This window comes from Streptomyces cyaneochromogenes, from assembly GCF_003963535.1.
Lineage (GTDB): Bacteria > Actinomycetota > Actinomycetes > Streptomycetales > Streptomycetaceae > Streptomyces > Streptomyces shaanxiensis.
This window is the reverse complement of the sequence record NZ_CP034539.1, coordinates 8,329,098-8,345,578: the sequence shown is the minus strand read 5'-3', so window position 1 is coordinate 8,345,578 and position 16,481 is coordinate 8,329,098. Positions and strand designations below refer to the sequence as shown.

The window sequence follows — 16,481 nt, the reverse complement described above, 5'->3', positions numbered from 1 at the left end:
CAAGGTCCTTAGGCGGTGAGGGCGGGCTGCTTGAGCAGTTCGGCGCGGTAGCGGGAGGCGGCGGCCGCCGCGGCCTGACCGCCGAGGGCGACGACACCAGCCAGCCGGCCACCGACGTGGTAGCCGACGACGACATCACCGTCGAGGTCGCCTTCGAGTACGCGCACGTCCTCCTTGCCGAGCACCGGTGCCCCGAAGGACTGCAGGCGGAAGTCGTGCTGGTCGCTCCAGAAGGTGGGCAGCGGCGCGAACGGGGACAGGTCGTGGCTGGCGCCGGTCAGGTGGGCGACGAGGGTCTTCGCGGCGTGCTTGGCGGTGTCCGTGGGGATGCACCAGTGCTCCACACGGCGCGGTACGCCGTCGTAGCGGGCGTTGGGGAAGCGGGCGACGTCACCGACGGCCACCACGTCGGACCGTCCGCCGACGCGCAGGTGCTCGTCGGTGGGCACGCCGTCGCTGAGGTCGAGGCCGTTGCCGTCCAGCCACTCGGTGTTGGCGACCGAGCCGACCGACTCGACCACCACGTCGGCGGGCAGGACGGTGCCGTCGGCGAGGGCGACGCCGGTGACGTGGTCGTCGCCGGTGAAGCCGGTCACCCCCGTGCCGAGGGCGAAGCGCACACCGCGTTCCTCGTGGCGCTTCAGCAGGGCCCTGGCGAGAAGCTCGCCGAGGGGGCCGACCATCGGCAGGGGCAGCGGGTCGACGACGGTCACCTCGCGGGCGCCCAGAGCGACGGCGGTGGCGGCGACCTCGCAGCCGATGAAGCCGCCTCCGACGACGACCACTCGGGTTCCGGGCCTGGTCAGGGCCTGCCGCAGGCCCTGCGCGTCGTCGATGGTGCGGACCGTGTGCCGGCCGGCGAGCGGGCCGGGGCAGCGCAGGCGCCGGGGCCGCATTCCGGTGGCCACGACCAGACCGTCGTACGAGAACGCCTCGCCGTCGTCGAACTCGACGATGTTCTGCGCGAGCCGCGCGGCGACGACCTTCGTGCCCAGCCGCCACTGAACGTCGGCCACGCTCGCCCGCGGGCGGAAGGAGAGCGACTCGAAGGCGGCCTTGCCGGCGAGGACCTCCTTGGACAGGGGCGGGCGGTTGTAGGGCATGTGCGGCTCGTCACCGACGAGCGTGATGGCTTCGGTCCAGCCGGCGGCCCGCAGCTGCTCGGCCGCGCGCAGGCCGGCCATGGAGGCGCCGGCCACGACGATGCGTGCACTCCTCGACGTCATGGTCAGTCCTCGATACGGATGGCCTGGAGCGGACACACGTCGGCGGCTTCCTCGACCTCGTCGCGCAGCGCGTCGTCGGGGTCGGAGACGTAGGCCAGGTGGCCGCTGTCGTCCATGGAGAAGACATCGGGGGCGGCGAAGACGCACTGGCCGTGGTCCTGGCACTTGTTCATGTCGACGACGACCTTCATGGCCGGTCCTCCTGAAGTGAGGGCGTCGGGGCGGGGTGTGGGAGGAAAAGGGGCCCGCCCGTCGTCGAATCACGGTCGGCCGGGCCCCGGCCAAGGGTTCGGCGGCTGACCGGACCCTTACTCATTTGGCTTCAAACAACATAGGAAGCCGCCTGGCCCTGGTCAATACCTATCCATGCGGATAATTTTTTTCCCTCACCTCTTGCGAGGTGCTCGCAGCCCTCATACCGTTTGGCACCAAACAAGTCAGCCCTGCCCACCAGCACCGGCCCTCTGACTTCCCTCGCCACCCTCATCCCCAAGCGCCCGAGGAGACATCGGTGAGCGCAGCCCCAACCCCCAGCCTCCGTCAGCACATGCAGCGGCTCGCCGCCGAGGGCATCGACGTGGTGCGCGTGACCTATCCCGACCTCATCGGCACCGACCGCGCACGCGACATCCTGCTGGACCACCTGCCGTCGGCCTGCGACCACGGCCTGGCCTTCTGCCGGGCCGTCTACCACACCAGCCCCCAGGGCGACGTGGTCCCCGTCTCCGGCGGTCTCGATGCCGGCCTGCCCGACATCACCGTGCGACCGGACCTGGACACCCTGGTCCCCCTCCCCTGGGAACCCGGCGTCGCCTCCTGCCTCGCCGACGTCACGGACCCGGCCACCGGCCTGCCCGCACCGGAGTCACCCCGCGATCTGCTGCGCACCGTCCTCGCCCGGTGTGCCGAACACGGCCTGCGTCCGGTGGTCGGCCCCGAGCTCGAGTACTTCCTCTGCGACGAGGACCAGGCCTCCCCGAGCGGCTGGAAGCGTTACTCGGGCGCCGCCGGCGTCGTCTACACCGCCGGTCTGCGCGCCGACGGCGACAATCACCTGCTGCGCACGCTGCGTCTGCTACGGGACATGAACATCGGCGTGACCAGCGGCAACCACGAGTTCGACGGCGGGCAGTTCGAGATCAACCTCACCCACTCCGAAGCCCTGTCCGCCGCGGACCGCGCCTTCCGCTTCAAGTCCGCGATCAAGGAGCTGGCCCGGAAGGAGGGGAAACTCGCCACCTTCATGGCCAAGCCGTTCAACGACGCCGGCGGCTCCGGTTTCCACCTCCATCTGTCCTGCGAAAACGACGAGGGTGGTAACGCCTTCGACGATCCCGCCGGGCGGTACGGGCTGTCCGCCACCGCCCGCCACGCCGTCGCCGGCATCCTCGCCCACGCCCCGGCCCTGGCCGCACTGGCCAACCCGACCGTGAACTCCTACAAGCGTTTCGGCCCGGACACCCTCGCGCCCTGGCTGATCGACTGGGGCCTGGACAACCGCAGCGCCATGGTGCGCATCCCGCCCGAGCGCGGCTTTGGCGCACGGTTCGAACTGCGCCTCGGTGACGCCAGCGCCAACCCGTACCTGCTGATCGCGGGCGCGATAGCCGCCGCGCTGCTCGGGGTCCTGGCCGGCGAGGAGCCCCCCGCCCCACTGGAGGGGTACGGCTACGACACCGCAAGGGCAGCCGTACTGCCCATGAGCCTGCCGGCCGCGCTGGACGCCCTGGAAGCGGACACGGAACTGACCGACATCCTCGGCAAGGACTTCACCGCGTCCTTCCTCTCCTACAAGCGCGACGAGATCGAACGCTTCCAACGGCACGTCACCGACTGGGAGTTCACCGAGTACGCCTACCACCTGTGACGACTGGGAGCCATGCGATGACGACCGAGACCCCGACCGCCGCCGTGCACGAACCGATGCCGCTGGCGGACGTCAACCTCGCCGATCTGGACAACTTCACCGACGGGACCACCCCGTGGCGCATGTTCCACACCCTGCGCCACCAGGACCCGGTGCACTGGCAGCCCGAGGAGGCCCCCAACTCCGGCTTCTGGGCGGTGACCCGGCACGCCGACATCGCCCGCGTCGACCGTGACGCCGAGACCTTCACCTCGACGAAGTTCGTGAACCTCGAAGAGGTCGACGACGACCAGATCAAGACCCGCGCCTCCATCCTGGAGCTGGACGGCGTACGCCACCGCGCCCTGCGCAGCCTGCTCCAGCGCCAGTTCGGCGCAAGCGTCATCAACAGCTACACCGACTTCCTGCGCGGCCTGACCGCCACCACGCTGGACGCGGCGCTGGCCAAGGGGACCCTCGACTTCGTCAAGGAAGTCTCCGCCGACTTCCCCATCAACGTCCTCGCCCGCCTCCTCGACGTACCACCGGAGGACAACCAGCAGCTCATCGACTGGGGCAACCGCATCATCGGCAACACCGACCCCGACTACGCCGACGTCCTGCTGGACAGCGCGGAGAGCGAGCAGTACCGCCACCTGCCCTTCCGCTCCCCCGCCTCGCTGGAGGTCTTCGAGTACGGCCGTGAGCTGGCCCGGCAGCGGCGCGGCGGCGACGGCACCGACCTGGTCTCCAGGCTGGTGAACACCACCCCGAAGGACGGTGTGCCGCTCTCGCCGCAGGACTTCGACAACTACTTCCTGCTTCTCGTGGTGGCCGGCAACGAGACCACCCGCCACACCATCACCCACTCCATGCTGGCCCTCCTCCAGCACCCCGAGCAGCTGGCCCGCCTCCAGGAGGACCCCTCCCTCATACCAACGGCGGTGGAGGAGTTCCTGCGCTGGGCCTCCCCCGTCTACCACTTCCGCCGCACGGCGACCCGTGACGTGGAACTGGGCGGCAAGCAGGTCAAGGAGGGCGACAAGATCGTCATGTGGTACGCCTCCGGCAACCGCGACGAGGAGGTCTTCGGCAACCCCTACGACTTCGACGTCGCCCGCGCCGACAACGACCACGTCACCTTCGGCAAGGGCAGCCCGCACCTGTGCCTGGGCAACCTCCTCGCCCGCACCGAGATCCGCATCATGTTCGAGGAGCTCATCCCGAGGATCGCCGACATCCGTCTGACCGGCGAAGTCCCGCGCGTGCGCTCCAACTTCGTCAACGGCATCAAGAAGCTGCCGGTCGAGGTCACCCTCGCCTGACCGCCTGCGGGGGCGGCCGCCGGGACCACCGGGCCCGAACGAGCGGCCGCCCCTCATGTCTGCCCTCGGACACACTCGCCCGGAGGATCGCCACGATGACCACTCCCCGCATGCAGCTCGTCCTGAGCGAGAACTGGACCATGACCGCAGGCCGCGCGGATCTGCCGGCCGTGATCCGCTGGGCCCGCGAGGCCGAGGACGCCGGATTCGACTCCGTCATGATCAGCGAACACATCGTGCTCGGCCCCGACGCCGGAGCAGGCGGCGTGATGGGCAACCCCCGCGACTACGCCCTGCCCGGCAACCAGGACCCCCACACCCCATGGCCCAACTCGCTCATGCTGCTCAGCGCGATCGCCGCTGTCACCGAACGCCTGCGACTGGCCGCGTCGGCGGTCATCGCTCCCCTGCGCCATCCCCTGCTCCTGGCCCGTGAGCTCGGCACCCTCGACCTTCTCTCCGAGGGCCGTCTGATCGTGCTGCCCAACGTCAGCTGGAGCCGGGACGAGTACGCGGCACTCGGCGTCCCGTTCTCGCGGCGTGGCAAGCTCCTCGACGAACACCTGGAGATCTGGGCGAAGTTGTGGGGCCCCTCTCCCGTGTCCCACGAGAGCGAGCACTACGCCTTCCAGGATGTCTACTTCGAGCCCAAGGCACACCGCCCGGACGGCCCCCGACTGTGCTTCGGCGGCGCGGGCATGCACGAGGCGATGGTCCGCAGGATCGTCCGGTACGGCCACGCCTTCAACCCGCTGGGCAAGGTGACGCCCGAGCACATGCAGACGCTGAGGACCGCGATGGCCGCCGCGGGCCGCGACATCGCCGACCTGGAGATGATCGGCAGCACCCGCGCCGTGTTCCCCGACGACAGCTCCTGCGCCGACCTGGCACAGGCTCTCGAGGCCATCCCCGAGCAGGTCGCCCAGGGATTCACCACCTTCTGCGTCAAGCCCTCGCAGTTCACCGACGACCCGAACGGAGTGGGCGCGTTCTGCCGCGAGGTGATGCGCCGCGTGGAGTCGGTGACCGCCTGACGCCACCGACCGATGTCCCGCATCGCGGCCCCAGCAGCCCGCTGACGACCGACGGCACCGGGCCACGGAAGAACGAACCGAACGAGCCAAGGACCACGACATGACGACTCCCGACGAAGCCGCCGGCACCCGCCCCTCCACTCCAGCCGAAGCCACTCGAAACGATCCCCATCGCCTCCCCGATGTGTCCGGCCTGGTCGTGGGCATCCTCGGCGGCACCGGCCCACAGGGGCGCGGCCTCGCCTACCGGCTCGCCGGCGCGGGCCAACAGGTCATCATCGGCTCACGGGACGCCGCCCGGGCCGCCTCCACGGCAGCCGCCATCGGCGCTGACGTCCGGGGCGCCGACAACGCCACGACCGCACGGGAGAGCGACCTGGTGATCGTCGCCACGCCCTGGGAGGGACACGCCGAGCTGCTGGCCACGCTCCGCGCGGAACTCGCCGGCAAGATCGTGGTCGACTGCGTCAACCCTCTCGGCTTCGACAAGAAGGGCGCTTACGCACTCACACCCGAGGAGGGCAGCGCTGCCCAACAGGCCGCCGCGCTGTTGCCGGACTCCCGGGTGACCGCCGCATTCCACCATCTCTCCGCCGTCACTCTGGAAGACCGGCAGATCGAGAAGATCGACACCGACATACTCGTCCTCGGTGACGAACGCGCCGCCACCGACACCGTCCAGGCACTCGCCTCACGCCTCCCGGGCGCACGCGGCCTCTACGGCGGACGAATGCGCAACGCCCACCAAGTGGAGTCGCTGGTAGCCAACCTGATCTCGGTGAACCGCCGCTACAAGGCCCACGCCGGCCTGCGCATCACCGACGTCTGAGAAGACCCTTGAGCCGGGCCGCGAACGTCTCCGAGACGCGTTCGGGCAGCTCGTCCGCGGCCCGACCTGCTTCGACGTCGACGATCACAGTGCTGTAGATGCAGCCCTGGCGGAAGGGAATTCGTCCCCAGCACCCGGCGGGGCACGGTCCGGCACCGCCGGTGCCGTCAGCGGTCTGAGCAGCCGGTTCCGGCCCGCGGCCAGCCGCAGCCGACGGCATAACCTCGCGGCCGACCGCCCACCCGACGGCGACCGAACGCAGCCGGCCCGTCAGCCCGTGCTGGAGCGGCGGTGCCGCTCGGACGGCACCTGCTCAGTGAACCTCCGGCGAGAACAGCCTTCCAGTCGCAGAAGTACCGGCGCACCCACAGCCGCACTACGACCCGACAGGGGCCCAACGGCGTCATCACTGGTCCGCATGGCCTGTGATCGGGCCGCGCGGCTGAGCCGGGCTGATAACGGCGGCATGCCCGACAAGTTCCCGGGTGGCGGACGGATCAGCGCCGCGATCTGCGGCATCACGAAGGCGGCTCGACTACACCCGCCGGGACACCGCACACTGCTGACCAGTCCGCACGGGGGTTCAGTCCGACGCGTCCCGCGACGCCTGAGAGGGCGGCATGGGCAGCTGTCTCGACACGCCGCGAGCAATGTCACCCGTTCCGGCCCGGGCACGGCTCACTGGAGGACTCGCCATCGGTGCTCAGGTTCAGTCAGAGCAGCTAGGCAAGAAGACACCTCGTACATGTACTTCCGAGTGCATCAAAATCCGAGATGTCTGCTCCAGAACGGCACTGGACCGCATTTGGCACCCACATTGCCCGAATATGCCGCATGGATGGCAGACAGAAACGACGATACCTCTAGCGCAGATTCGACCCGGATTCGACCCCGATGGTTTGTTCAGCTGGTAAACATTGCCTCTGGCCTGCGGAAATATGGAGCGGCAGACGAGTCAGGCTGTACGCCGGGTACTGTTCGAGCGGGAATCAATCTGAATTCACCAGCGGCCAATCCTCAGGATGAGACTCCCCAGCCCTCCAGAGAATTTCCGTTTACTGCCCGGCCACTTCGACCCGGATTCGACCCCACACCTTCACCTGCCCCTCGCACACCCGCCTGACCTGCACAAATGGTCACGCTAAGCGGTCAGAGGCAGTCAGAGGCAGTACTCGTGGTAGTACCCGGACGCCTGGCTCGGCAGGATCCCTTCCCGGTTCTGGAAGACGGTGCCGTCCTGCGAGTACGGGTAGGGACCGCCCTGCTCGATCAGGTCGAGCGTGTCGTGGGCCTGGGAGGGCAGGTCGCTGTAGCAGATGCTGCCGACCGCGGCGGCCGCCGGGGTCGCGGTGACTGTGCCGCCGACGAGGAGGGCGGACAGGACGGCTGCTGCGGCGCCGATGCGGGTGATTCGTGGGGGGAATCTCATGGCTTCATGATGACGCGCGTAGACAGTGGCAGGTCAATGTCAAGGCCGGAGATTTTCCCGGCAAGTCCGATGAGTTTTCGGGAAGTTAACGTGCGCCCCGGCGTCCTCACGCGATCGCCATGAGGCGCTCGTGCGAGAACGCCGGCGAGGGGGCGTCACGCGTTCTCGGGGAGCCCGAACGTGCCGTAGTCGGGGCGTCCGGCCAGGTCGTACGAGTGGATGGCGACGCCGGTGCTCGTGGTGAGGCCGCCGGTGTGCTCGAACTTGGTGGGCACGGCGCCCTCCGTGAACAGGCGGTGGCCCGTGCCGAGCACGACCGGGAACGTCAGCAGGTGGAGGGTGTCGACGAGGCCGTGGGCCAGCAGCGACCTGACGAGGGCGCCACTGCCGTGGACCTGGAGTTCGCCGTCGGTGCGCTCCTTCAGGGCGGTGACCTCCTTGGCGAGATCGCCGCTGATCACGGTGGTGCCGGCCCACTCGGGGTCCGACAGCGTCGAGGAGGCGACGTACTTCGGGAGTGCGTTGAGCTTGGACGCGACCGGGTCGGCGGGGTCGGTCACCTTCGGCCAGAACGCCGCGAAGATGTCGTACGTACGGCGTCCGAGGAGGAAGGCGGCCGGGCGCGCGAAGACCTCGTTGATGAACTGGCCGAATTCGTCGTCGGCGTACGGAAAGACCCAGCCGCCGTGCTCGAAGCCGCCGCGGGTGTCCTCCTCCCGGCCGCCGGGTGCCTGGTAGACGCCGTCGAGCGTGACGAAGAGGGTCGAGACGAGCTTGCCCATGAGGAGTGCCTCTTTTCGGGGGTGCGGTCTGCTGTTCATCACCTCAGACCCCGTCGGCACCCGCAACTCATCGGTGCGTCGTGCGCGCCCTCACCGGTGGCCGGGCCCCACGATCTCGGTGTCCGTTCACCGCCAGCCCTTCGGTCCGCGCGGCGCTGGGATGGACCCATGACAACCATCCATGAACCCACGACGGCCACTCACGGAACCCTGCACGGAAAGGTCGCTCTGGTCACCGGCGGCAGCCGGGGCATCGGCGCGGCGACGGCCCTGCGGCTCGCGCGGGAGGGTGCGGACGTCGCCGTGACCTATGTGAACGGCAAGGAGGCGGCCGAGGAACTCGTACGGGCCGTCGAGGCCCTCGGGCGGCGGGGCGTGGCCCTGCGTGCGGACGCCGCCGACCCGCAGGAGGCGGCGAGCGCGGTGGGGCGTACGGCGGACGCCCTCGGGGGTCTGGACGTGCTGGTGAACAACGCCGGTGTCGGCGTGCTGGGACCGCTGGAGGGACTCTCGCTCACGGACGTCGACCGGGTCCTCGCCGTGAACGTCCGGGGTGTCTTCCTCGCCTCCCAGGCCGGGGCGGCCCGCATGGGCGCCGGGGGCCGGATCATCACCATCGGCACGTGCATGTCCCAGCGGGTTCCGGGCCCCGGCGGCACGCTCTACGCCACCAGCAAGTCGGCCCTCATCGGCCTGACGAAGGCCCTGGCCCGCGAGCTGGGTCCGCGTGGGATCACGGCGAACATCGTCCACCCCGGGCCCATCGACACGGATCTGAACCCGGCCGACGGCCCCTACGCGGCCGGCCAGGCGGCGATGACCGCCCTCGGCCGCTTCGGCACGGCCGACGAGGTGGCGTCCACGGTGGCGTACCTGACCGGGGCGGACTACGTCACGGGGGCGGAGTTCTCGGTGGACGGGGGCCACGCTGCGTAGGCCTCCGGCGGTTGGGCCGGGTTCGGTGCGGGTGTGAGTCGGTGGCTGTCGCTGGGGGCTGCCGCCCCCAGACCCCCGCTTCGGCCCTGAAGGGGCCTCGTCCTCAAACGCCGGACGGGCTGAAATGCCGGGACGGCGCTCGAGGAGCGAGGGCCCTTCACGTTCACCCCAGGAGCGAGGCCCTCCGGGCTCAGCCGCCCAGCTCCTGATGCCGCGCCGCCAGCCCTGCCGCGCCCTGCTCCGTCAGGGAGCCGTGCAGGCGCAGTCGGGAGATGCCGCCGTCCGGGAAGATGTCCACGCGCGCGTGGGTGCCGACGGCGGGGGTCGGCAGGACGAAGCGATGGTTGGTGTCGGGCTGGAGGCGGGTGCGCGGGAGGACCTCGGTCCACTCACCGTCCTCGCCGTCCTTCACCGAGACCGACGCCCAGCCCGCGCTGTTGCCCTTCAGGTACGCCGTGTCGATCTCGATCGCCCGGATCCAGGACTGCGCCGCCAGCCGGTAGCGGATCCAGTCGTTGCCCTGGTCGCGGCGTCGGCGCGTCTCCCAGCCGTCGTCCATCTTGCGAGAGCGGCCCGGCTGGATGGTGTTCGTGGCGGGCGAGTAGAAGAGGTTGGAGGCGTCCTCGGCCTGGCCGCCGTTCTCCAGCGCGACCACGTCGAAGGTGCCCAGTACCGACAGCCACTCGGGGTCGGGCACGACCTCGCCGTACACGCGCAGGCGAGCGATGCCGCCGTCGGGGTGCTGGTTGACCCGGAGGTGGGTGAAGCGCTGCTCCACGGCGATGGAGAAACCATTCGCCGCGTGGCCGCCGACCGGCGTGCGCGGCACGAGGGTCGTCCACTTCACGTCGTCCGCCAGCAGCTCCTGCGGCGACGGAGAGCCCGGCACCGACGTGCCCTCGACGGACACCGCCTGCGGGTAGTTGCCGCGGAAGTGGGCCGTGTCGACGACGATGCCGCGGATCACACCGGGCGCACCCAGGCGCACCAGCGCCCAGTCGTGGTCCTCGGCCGTCGGCCACGGGTGCTCGGCGGAGGCACCGCGCCGCCGCCGCGTCTCCCAGCCGTCCATGATCTTGCCCTTGTGCCCGAAGTGCTCGGGGTCGAACTCGGCCCGCTCGGGCACCAGCAGGTTCTCGCGCTGGGCGAAGAACTCGTCGTTGGCGGCGATGACACCGGCGCCCAGCCGGCGGTCGGCGAGGTTGGCGTACTGGGTGAAGGGGAAGTCGGCGGTGCGGTAGTCCGCGTAGGGGTCGCCGCCGCCGTAGGGGTTCGAGTCGCCGGTGAAGCTGGGTATCGCCGTCACGGGGTGTGCCTTTCTGGAGTCGGCCGCTGCGGGTGCGGGAGAGACGGTCAGGGGGTGCGGGAGAGCAGCTGCCCCTGCGGCTCGGTGAACTCGCCGTCCGCGACGATGCGTTCGCCGCGCAGCCAGGTGGACTTCACCACGCCGTACAGGGTCTTGCCCGCGTACGCCGTCACGCGGTTGCGGTGCTGGAGGGCGGCCGGGTCCACGGTGAACGTCTCGTCGGGCGCGAGGACGGCGAAGTCTGCGTCGCGGCCGGCCTCGATGGCGCCCTTGCGGTCGTCGAGGCCCACGAGCTCGGCCGTCCGCGCGGACATCCAGCGGACCACGTCCTCCAGGCCGTGGCCGCGCTTGCGTGCCTCGGTCCACACCGCCGCCAGGCTCAGCTGGAGGCCGGAGATGCCGCCCCAGGCGGTCGCGAAGTCGTCGGTCTTCAGGTCGGCCGTGGAGGGCGAGTGGTCGGTCACCACGCAGTCGATGGTGCCGTCGGCCAGCGCCTGCCAGAGCAGGTCCTGGTTGGCGGACTCGCGGATCGGCGGGCAGCACTTGAACTCGCTGGCGCCGTCCGGGACTTCCTCGGCGGTCAGGGTCAGGTAGTGCGGGCAGGTCTCGACGGTGATCCGTACGCCGTCCCGCCTGGCCTCGGCGATCAGCGGCAGCGCGTCGCTCGACGACAGGTGCAGGACGTGCACGCGCGCGTGGAGGCGCTTGGCCTGGGCGATCAGCTGGGCGATCGCCGTGTCCTCCGCGTCGCGCGGGCGCGAAGCCAGGAAGTCGGCGTACTTGGGGCCGCCCTGCTGCGGGGCGGCGTCGAGGTGGTGCGGGTCCTCGGCGTGCACGATCAGCAGGCCGCCGAAGGAGGCGATCTCGGCCAGGGACTGGGCGAGCTGGTCCTGGTTCAGGTGCGGGAACTCGTCCACGCCGGACGGCGACAGGAAGGCCTTGAAGCCGAAGACGCCGGACTCGTGCAGCGGGCGCAGGTCCTTGACGTTGTCGGGCAGGGCGCCGCCCCAGAAGCCGACGTCGATGTGCGCCTTGTCGGCGGCGACGTCCTGCTTGGTGCGGAGGTGGTCGACCGTCGTGGTGGGCGGGAGGGAGTTGAGCGGCATGTCGACGAGCGTGGTGATGCCGCCGGCCGCCGCGGCGCGCGTGGCGGTCCAGAAGCCCTCCCAGTGGGTGCGGCCCGGGTCGTTGACGTGCACGTGCGTGTCGACCAGGCCGGGCAGCAGGACGTCGTCACCGAGGTCCTCCAGCCGGGCGCCGGACGGGACTTCGGCGTCGTACGGCAGCACAGCCGTGATCTTTCCGCCGGCGACCGCGACCGAGGCGGCACGCGTCCCCTCGGGTGTGATGACGCGCGTCGAGCGCAGCACCAGTTCAGCGTCGGACACCCGGACCCCTCTCTGCCGCCGTTTACTTCCGCGTAACGGAATTCAACTTTCTGTTGAAGGAGTCTTCACTCCCGCTCTCGCGCCGTCAAGGGCACACTTCTCCACAGTGCACCCGATCCGCACTCTCTGGACGTTTCCACAAAGCGGAATTAGAATTCCAGCACGCAGAACGTAGCTACGTACAAGCGGGGAGTCAACCGACTGACGGGTAGGCTTCTGCCCTCCCACCGGTCCCGAAAGGAACGCGCCGTGCCGACGTCCAGCGCCAGCACCACCGACTCCGCCAAATCCAACGGCGGCGGGGTCCAGTCCCTCGAGCGCGCCTTCGACCTGCTGGAGCGGATGGCGGACGCGGGCGGTGAGGTCGGTCTGAGCGAGCTCTCCGCGAGCAGCGGGCTGCCGCTGCCCACCATCCACCGCCTCATGCGGACCCTGGTCGCCTGCGGGTACGTCCGCCAGCAGCCCAACCGCCGCTACGCCCTCGGCCCGCGCCTGATCCGCCTCGGCGAGTCCGCCTCCCGCCTGCTGGGCACCTGGGCACGGCCGTACCTCGCCCGGCTGGTCGAGGAGACCGGCGAGACGGCGAACATGGCCCTGCTCGACGGCGACGAGATCGTGTACGTCGCCCAGGTGCCGTCCAAGCACTCGATGCGCATGTTCACCGAGGTCGGCCGGCGCGTGCTGCCGCACTCCACCGGCGTCGGCAAGGCACTGCTCGCCGGGTTCCCGCCGGAGGAGGTGCGCGCGCTGCTGTCCCGTACCGGGATGCCCGCCGCCACGGAGAAGACGATCACCACGCCGGACGGCTTCCTCGCCGCCCTGGAGGACGTACGACGCAACGGCTACGCGGTCGACGACAACGAGCAGGAGATCGGCGTCCGCTGCCTCGCGGTCTCGGTCCCCGACTCCCCCACCGCGGCCGCCATCTCGATCTCGGGCCCGGCGGGCCGCGTCACCGAGGCGGCGACGGACAAGATCGTGCCGGTGCTGCAGCAGGTGGCCGGTGAGCTGTCGGAGGCGCTGGCGAGCTCGAACCCGACGGCGTAGATCCGCGGGCGCGCCTACCCTGGAAAGCAGGGGACCCTCAGCACAGCGAGGTGGCCACCATGCTGCAGGAGAACAAGCACTGGTCCTCGGGGAAGTGGCAGGTCAAGGAGGGTAACGCCGACGAGTTCATCGAGCGCTGGCGGCAATTCCTCACCTGGACCAAGGGGGCGCACCAGGGGTTCCTGGGAGCCCGGCTGATCCGGGACCTCAAGAACCCGGACTCCTTCGTGTCCTTCGCCGCCTGGCAGGACCTCGACTCGATGCGCGCCTGGCAGGGTGACCCGGGATTCAAGGAGCACTTCGACGCCGCCTACGTCCTCTGCGACGACATGCAGAGCAGCGGCTACGAACTGGTCGTCGAGATCTGAGCACGGGCCGCGGCTCTCAGGGGCGCGGCGGCTCCCCGAACAGGTCCACCGCCTCGCGTACGTCCGACAGGCCCTGGGACAACGCGCTGACCGACCCGATCGCGCCGGCGATCAGCAGCAACGACCTGCGCAGCCGCGGAATCTCCGGCGCCCGGTCGATCGTCATCGCGGCCAGCGCGGCGAGTTCGTCCTCGGCGATCATCCGGTCCGGGAACTCGGCGGGGTGCGCGGCGAGTTCGCGGCGCAGACGGGACACCGCCGTCCGCAGTTCCGCCACCCTCGGGTCCTCGTCGCTGCCCGTCACCGGCCTCTGCCCCAAGCTCCGCAACACAGCACTCCCCCCTCGCACGCCGTTGTGCGCCAGTAGTCCCGCTCCCCCACTGAGCACCCCTCGCGTCGGTCGGGCGCCGGGGACGCGGGTCAGTAAACGCCACCCGTTGCCGATACGCCACCGCGCGGGCGGAAATTCAGTCGTTGGAAGTCGGGCGCTCGCGCAGGTGTCAGGTATGCAGGACGCATGACGGAGAAAGAGGCGTCCCCGGTCGTCGGTCTACTCCTCGCCGCCGGCGGTGGACGACGGCTCGGCGGACGGCCCAAGGCACTGCTCCGGCACCGCGGCCGGCCCCTCGTCGAGCACGCCGTCGGAGTGCTGCGCGCGGCCGGCTGCGCCCGCGTGCACGTCGTACTGGGCGCCCGCGCCGCCGCCGTACGGAAGCAGGCCGAGCTCGGCGGCTGCGTCCTGGTCGAGAACCCGGACTGGGCCGACGGAATGGGCTCCTCGCTGCGCGCCGGCCTCGACTCGCTCACCGGCACGGGGGCACGGGCGGCGCTCGTCTCGCTCGTCGACCAGCCCGGCATCGGTCCGGAAGCGGTCGCCCGGGTGCTCGCCGCGTACGAGGGGACGACGTCGCTCGTCTCGGCCGCATACGACGGGGTACGCGGCCACCCCGTGCTCTTCGGCGCCGCCCACTGGGCGGGCATCGCGGCGACCGCGACCGGCGACCGGGGAGCACGCGCCTATCTGAAGGAGCACGAGGAGGCGATCCGGCTCGTGGAGTGCGGGGACGTGGCACTGCCCTACGACATCGACACGGAAGCCGATCTGAGCCACCTTGAGTGAGCGTGGTGGCACTGAGCGACACCTTTCCTCGACTCAGAGAATCTCGACATCAACAAACGATTGAACTTCCACCATGAGGAAACTAGTATCCACTGTTCAGAAGCGCCCGACCGCTCCACGGGCGCTCCAAGCCGTATCCGGGAAGACTGGCACCCGGTGCCAAAGCTCGTACGCAGTTCGCTTGTAGCTCGCTGAAGGAAGTGACGCTCATGTCCGCACCAGCGCCGTCCCCGCTGGCCATCGTCGACGCCGAGCCCCTGCCCCGGCAGGAGGAGGTCCTCACGGAGGCGGCCCTCGCCTTCGTGGCCGAGCTGCACCGCCGGTTCACGCCCCGGCGTGACGAACTCCTCGCCCGCCGTGCGGAGCGCCGCGCCGAGATCGCCCGCACCTCCACACTCGACTTCCTCCCGGAGACCGCCGCGATCCGCGCGGACGACTCCTGGAAGGTGGGTCCCTGCCCGCCCGCGCTGCAGGACCGCCGGGTCGAGATCACCGGTCCCACCGACCGCAAGATGACCATCAACGCCCTCAACTCGGGCGCGAAGATCTGGCTCGCCGACTTCGAGGACGCCTCCGCGCCGACCTGGGAGAACGTCGTCCTCGGTCAGATCAACCTCGCCGACGCCTACACCCGCAACATCGACTTCACCGACCCGAAGTCCGGCAAGTCGTACGCGCTCAAGGCCGACGAGGAACTCGCGACGGTCGTCATGCGCCCGCGCGGCTGGCACCTGAACGAGCGCCACCTCCAGATCGACGGCGAGCAGGTCCCGGGCGCCTTCGTCGACTTCGGCCTGTACTTCTTCCACAACGCCCAGCGCCTGCTCGACCTCGGCAAGGGCCCGTACTTCTACCTCCCGAAGACGGAGTCGCACCTGGAGGCCCGCCTCTGGAACGACGTGTTCGTCTTCGCGCAGGACTACGTCGGCATCCCGCAGGGCACCATCCGCGCCACCGTCCTGATCGAGACGATCACGGCGGCGTACGAGATGGAGGAGATCCTCTACGAACTGCGCGACCACGCCTCCGGGTTGAACGCCGGCCGCTGGGACTACCTGTTCTCCATCGTGAAGAACTTCCGTGACGGCGGCGCCAAGTTCGTCCTCCCGGACCGCAACGCGGTCACGATGACGGCCCCGTTCATGCGGGCGTACACCGAGCTCCTCGTCCGCACCTGCCACAAGCGCGGCGCGCACGCGATCGGCGGCATGGCGGCGTTCATCCCCTCCCGCCGGGACGCCGAGGTCAACAAGGTGGCCTTCGAGAAGGTCCGCGCCGACAAGGACCGCGAGGCCGGCGACGGCTTCGACGGCTCGTGGGTGGCCCACCCCGACCTGGTTCCGATCGCCATGGAGTCCTTCGACAAGGTCCTCGGCGACAAGCCGAACCAGAAGGACCGCCTGCGCGAGGACGTCCACGTCGAGGCCGCCGACCTGATCGCCGTCGACTCGCTGGACGCCAGGCCGACCTACCCGGGCCTGGTCAACGCCGTCCAGGTCGGCATCCGCTACATCGAGGCCTGGCTGCGCGGCCTGGGCGCCGTCGCCATCTTCAACCTCATGGAGGACGCGGCCACCGCCGAGATCTCCCGCTCCCAGATCTGGCAGTGGATCAACGCGGGCGTCGAGTTCGAGAACGGCGAGCGGGCCACGCCGGAGCTGGCCCGCAAGGTCGCCGCCGAGGAACTGGCGAACATCCGCGCCGAGATCGGCGAGGAGGCCTTCGCGGCCGGCCACTGGCAGCAGGCCCACGACCTGCTCCTGGAGGTCTCCCTCGACGAGAACTACGCGGACTTCCTGACGCTGCCGGCCTACGAGCAGCTCAAGGGCTGACGTCCCGCAGCGG

The 16,481-nt window shown here is 70.1% G+C and carries 15 protein-coding genes and 1 pseudogene; 9 read left to right on the top strand and 7 right to left on the bottom strand.

The window, feature by feature from the left end; all coding sequences use genetic code 11:
• Window positions 1-8: 8 nt before the first annotated feature.
• Both EJ357_RS37710 and EJ357_RS37705 read right to left on the bottom strand, forming a co-directional pair.
• Entirely contained in the window at window positions 9-1,226 is a 1,218-nt protein-coding gene (locus tag EJ357_RS37710) for an NAD(P)/FAD-dependent oxidoreductase (RefSeq protein WP_126396151.1), read from the bottom strand.
• 2 nt (window positions 1,227-1,228) lie between these two features.
• Complete coding sequence (locus EJ357_RS37705; RefSeq protein ID WP_126396150.1) at window positions 1,229-1,417, bottom strand: ferredoxin; 189 nt, start codon at window positions 1,415-1,417, stop codon at window positions 1,229-1,231.
• A gap of 356 nt (window positions 1,418-1,773) precedes the next feature.
• Here EJ357_RS37705 and EJ357_RS37700 point away from each other — a divergent pair, with 356 nt between their 5' ends.
• The 4 genes from EJ357_RS37700 (at window position 1,774) to npdG (ending at window position 6,260) form a co-directional block, all read left to right on the top strand.
• Entirely contained in the window at window positions 1,774-3,093 is a 1,320-nt protein-coding gene (locus EJ357_RS37700; RefSeq protein ID WP_407698534.1) for a glutamine synthetase family protein, read from the top strand.
• 17 nt (window positions 3,094-3,110) lie between these two features.
• On the top strand, window positions 3,111-4,397 hold the full coding sequence (locus EJ357_RS37695) for a cytochrome P450 (protein WP_126396148.1): 1,287 nt from the start codon (window positions 3,111-3,113) through the stop codon (window positions 4,395-4,397).
• 95 nt (window positions 4,398-4,492) lie between these two features.
• Window positions 4,493-5,431, top strand: a complete 939-nt coding sequence (locus EJ357_RS37690; protein WP_126396147.1) for a TIGR03619 family F420-dependent LLM class oxidoreductase — start codon at window positions 4,493-4,495, stop codon at window positions 5,429-5,431.
• A gap of 100 nt (window positions 5,432-5,531) precedes the next feature.
• Entirely contained in the window at window positions 5,532-6,260 is a 729-nt protein-coding gene (npdG, locus tag EJ357_RS37685; RefSeq protein ID WP_126396146.1) for an NADPH-dependent F420 reductase, read from the top strand.
• Window positions 6,261-7,428: 1,168 nt separating this feature from the next.
• Here the strand turns inward: npdG and EJ357_RS37680 are convergent.
• Window positions 7,429-7,689, bottom strand: a pseudogene (locus tag EJ357_RS37680) (ribonuclease domain-containing protein); the annotation flags it as partial.
• Between the two features lie 155 nt (window positions 7,690-7,844).
• Window positions 7,845-8,471: a dihydrofolate reductase family protein gene (locus EJ357_RS37675; protein WP_126396145.1), complete on the bottom strand. Its 627-nt coding sequence runs from the start codon at window positions 8,469-8,471 to the stop codon at window positions 7,845-7,847.
• A 168-nt stretch (window positions 8,472-8,639) separates the two neighbouring features.
• Between EJ357_RS37675 and EJ357_RS37670 the strand changes: the two genes are divergently transcribed.
• Window positions 8,640-9,407: an SDR family oxidoreductase gene (locus EJ357_RS37670; RefSeq protein WP_126396144.1), complete on the top strand. Its 768-nt coding sequence runs from the start codon at window positions 8,640-8,642 to the stop codon at window positions 9,405-9,407.
• A gap of 190 nt (window positions 9,408-9,597) precedes the next feature.
• Here the strand turns inward: EJ357_RS37670 and alc are convergent, their stop codons facing one another.
• Together alc and allB are read right to left on the bottom strand one after the other, a co-directional pair.
• A complete protein-coding gene (gene alc, locus EJ357_RS37665) occupies window positions 9,598-10,713 on the bottom strand; it encodes an allantoicase (protein WP_126396143.1) in 1,116 nt (371 codons plus the stop codon).
• A 47-nt stretch (window positions 10,714-10,760) separates the two neighbouring features.
• Entirely contained in the window at window positions 10,761-12,101 is a 1,341-nt protein-coding gene (gene allB, locus EJ357_RS37660; protein WP_126396142.1) for an allantoinase AllB, read from the bottom strand.
• 249 nt (window positions 12,102-12,350) lie between these two features.
• On the opposite strand from allB, the gene EJ357_RS37655 reads away from it, so the two are divergent.
• Window positions 12,351-13,148, top strand: a complete 798-nt coding sequence (locus EJ357_RS37655) for an IclR family transcriptional regulator (protein ID WP_126396141.1) — start codon at window positions 12,351-12,353, stop codon at window positions 13,146-13,148.
• Window positions 13,149-13,207: 59 nt separating this feature from the next.
• Window positions 13,208-13,516: an antibiotic biosynthesis monooxygenase family protein gene (locus tag EJ357_RS37650; RefSeq protein WP_126396140.1), complete on the top strand. Its 309-nt coding sequence runs from the start codon at window positions 13,208-13,210 to the stop codon at window positions 13,514-13,516.
• A 16-nt stretch (window positions 13,517-13,532) separates the two neighbouring features.
• On the opposite strand, the gene EJ357_RS37645 is transcribed toward EJ357_RS37650, so the two are convergent.
• Window positions 13,533-13,820, bottom strand: coding sequence for a DUF5955 family protein (locus tag EJ357_RS37645; protein ID WP_228472731.1), 288 nt, complete (start codon window positions 13,818-13,820; stop codon window positions 13,533-13,535).
• 213 nt (window positions 13,821-14,033) lie between these two features.
• On the opposite strand from EJ357_RS37645, the gene EJ357_RS37640 reads away from it, so the two are divergent.
• The gene (locus EJ357_RS37640; RefSeq protein WP_126396138.1) at window positions 14,034-14,636 is read left to right on the top strand and encodes a nucleotidyltransferase family protein; all 603 of its coding nucleotides are present in this window, start codon (window positions 14,034-14,036) and stop codon (window positions 14,634-14,636) included.
• A gap of 209 nt (window positions 14,637-14,845) precedes the next feature.
• A complete protein-coding gene (gene aceB, locus EJ357_RS37635) occupies window positions 14,846-16,468 on the top strand; it encodes a malate synthase A (RefSeq protein WP_126396137.1) in 1,623 nt (540 codons plus the stop codon).
• Window positions 16,469-16,481: the final 13 nt, after the last annotated feature.

Bases quoted from the DNA above. Each gene is read 5' to 3' on its own strand.
- EJ357_RS37710 (WP_126396151.1), bottom strand. From the start codon at position 1,226: ATGACGTCGAGGAGTGCACGCATCGTCGTGGCCGGCGCCTCCATGGCC.
- EJ357_RS37705 (WP_126396150.1), bottom strand. From the start codon at position 1,417: ATGAAGGTCGTCGTCGACATGAACAAGTGCCAGGACCACGGCCAGTGC.
- EJ357_RS37700 (WP_407698534.1), top strand. From the start codon at position 1,774: ATGCAGCGGCTCGCCGCCGAGGGCATCGACGTGGTGCGCGTGACCTAT.
- EJ357_RS37695 (WP_126396148.1), top strand. From the start codon at position 3,111: ATGACGACCGAGACCCCGACCGCCGCCGTGCACGAACCGATGCCGCTG.
- EJ357_RS37690 (WP_126396147.1), top strand. From the start codon at position 4,493: ATGACCACTCCCCGCATGCAGCTCGTCCTGAGCGAGAACTGGACCATG.
- npdG (WP_126396146.1), top strand. From the start codon at position 5,532: ATGACGACTCCCGACGAAGCCGCCGGCACCCGCCCCTCCACTCCAGCC.
- EJ357_RS37675 (WP_126396145.1), bottom strand. From the start codon at position 8,471: ATGGGCAAGCTCGTCTCGACCCTCTTCGTCACGCTCGACGGCGTCTAC.
- EJ357_RS37670 (WP_126396144.1), top strand. From the start codon at position 8,640: ATGACAACCATCCATGAACCCACGACGGCCACTCACGGAACCCTGCAC.
- EJ357_RS37650 (WP_126396140.1), top strand. From the start codon at position 13,208: ATGCTGCAGGAGAACAAGCACTGGTCCTCGGGGAAGTGGCAGGTCAAG.
- EJ357_RS37640 (WP_126396138.1), top strand. From the start codon at position 14,034: ATGACGGAGAAAGAGGCGTCCCCGGTCGTCGGTCTACTCCTCGCCGCC.
- aceB (WP_126396137.1), top strand. From the start codon at position 14,846: ATGTCCGCACCAGCGCCGTCCCCGCTGGCCATCGTCGACGCCGAGCCC.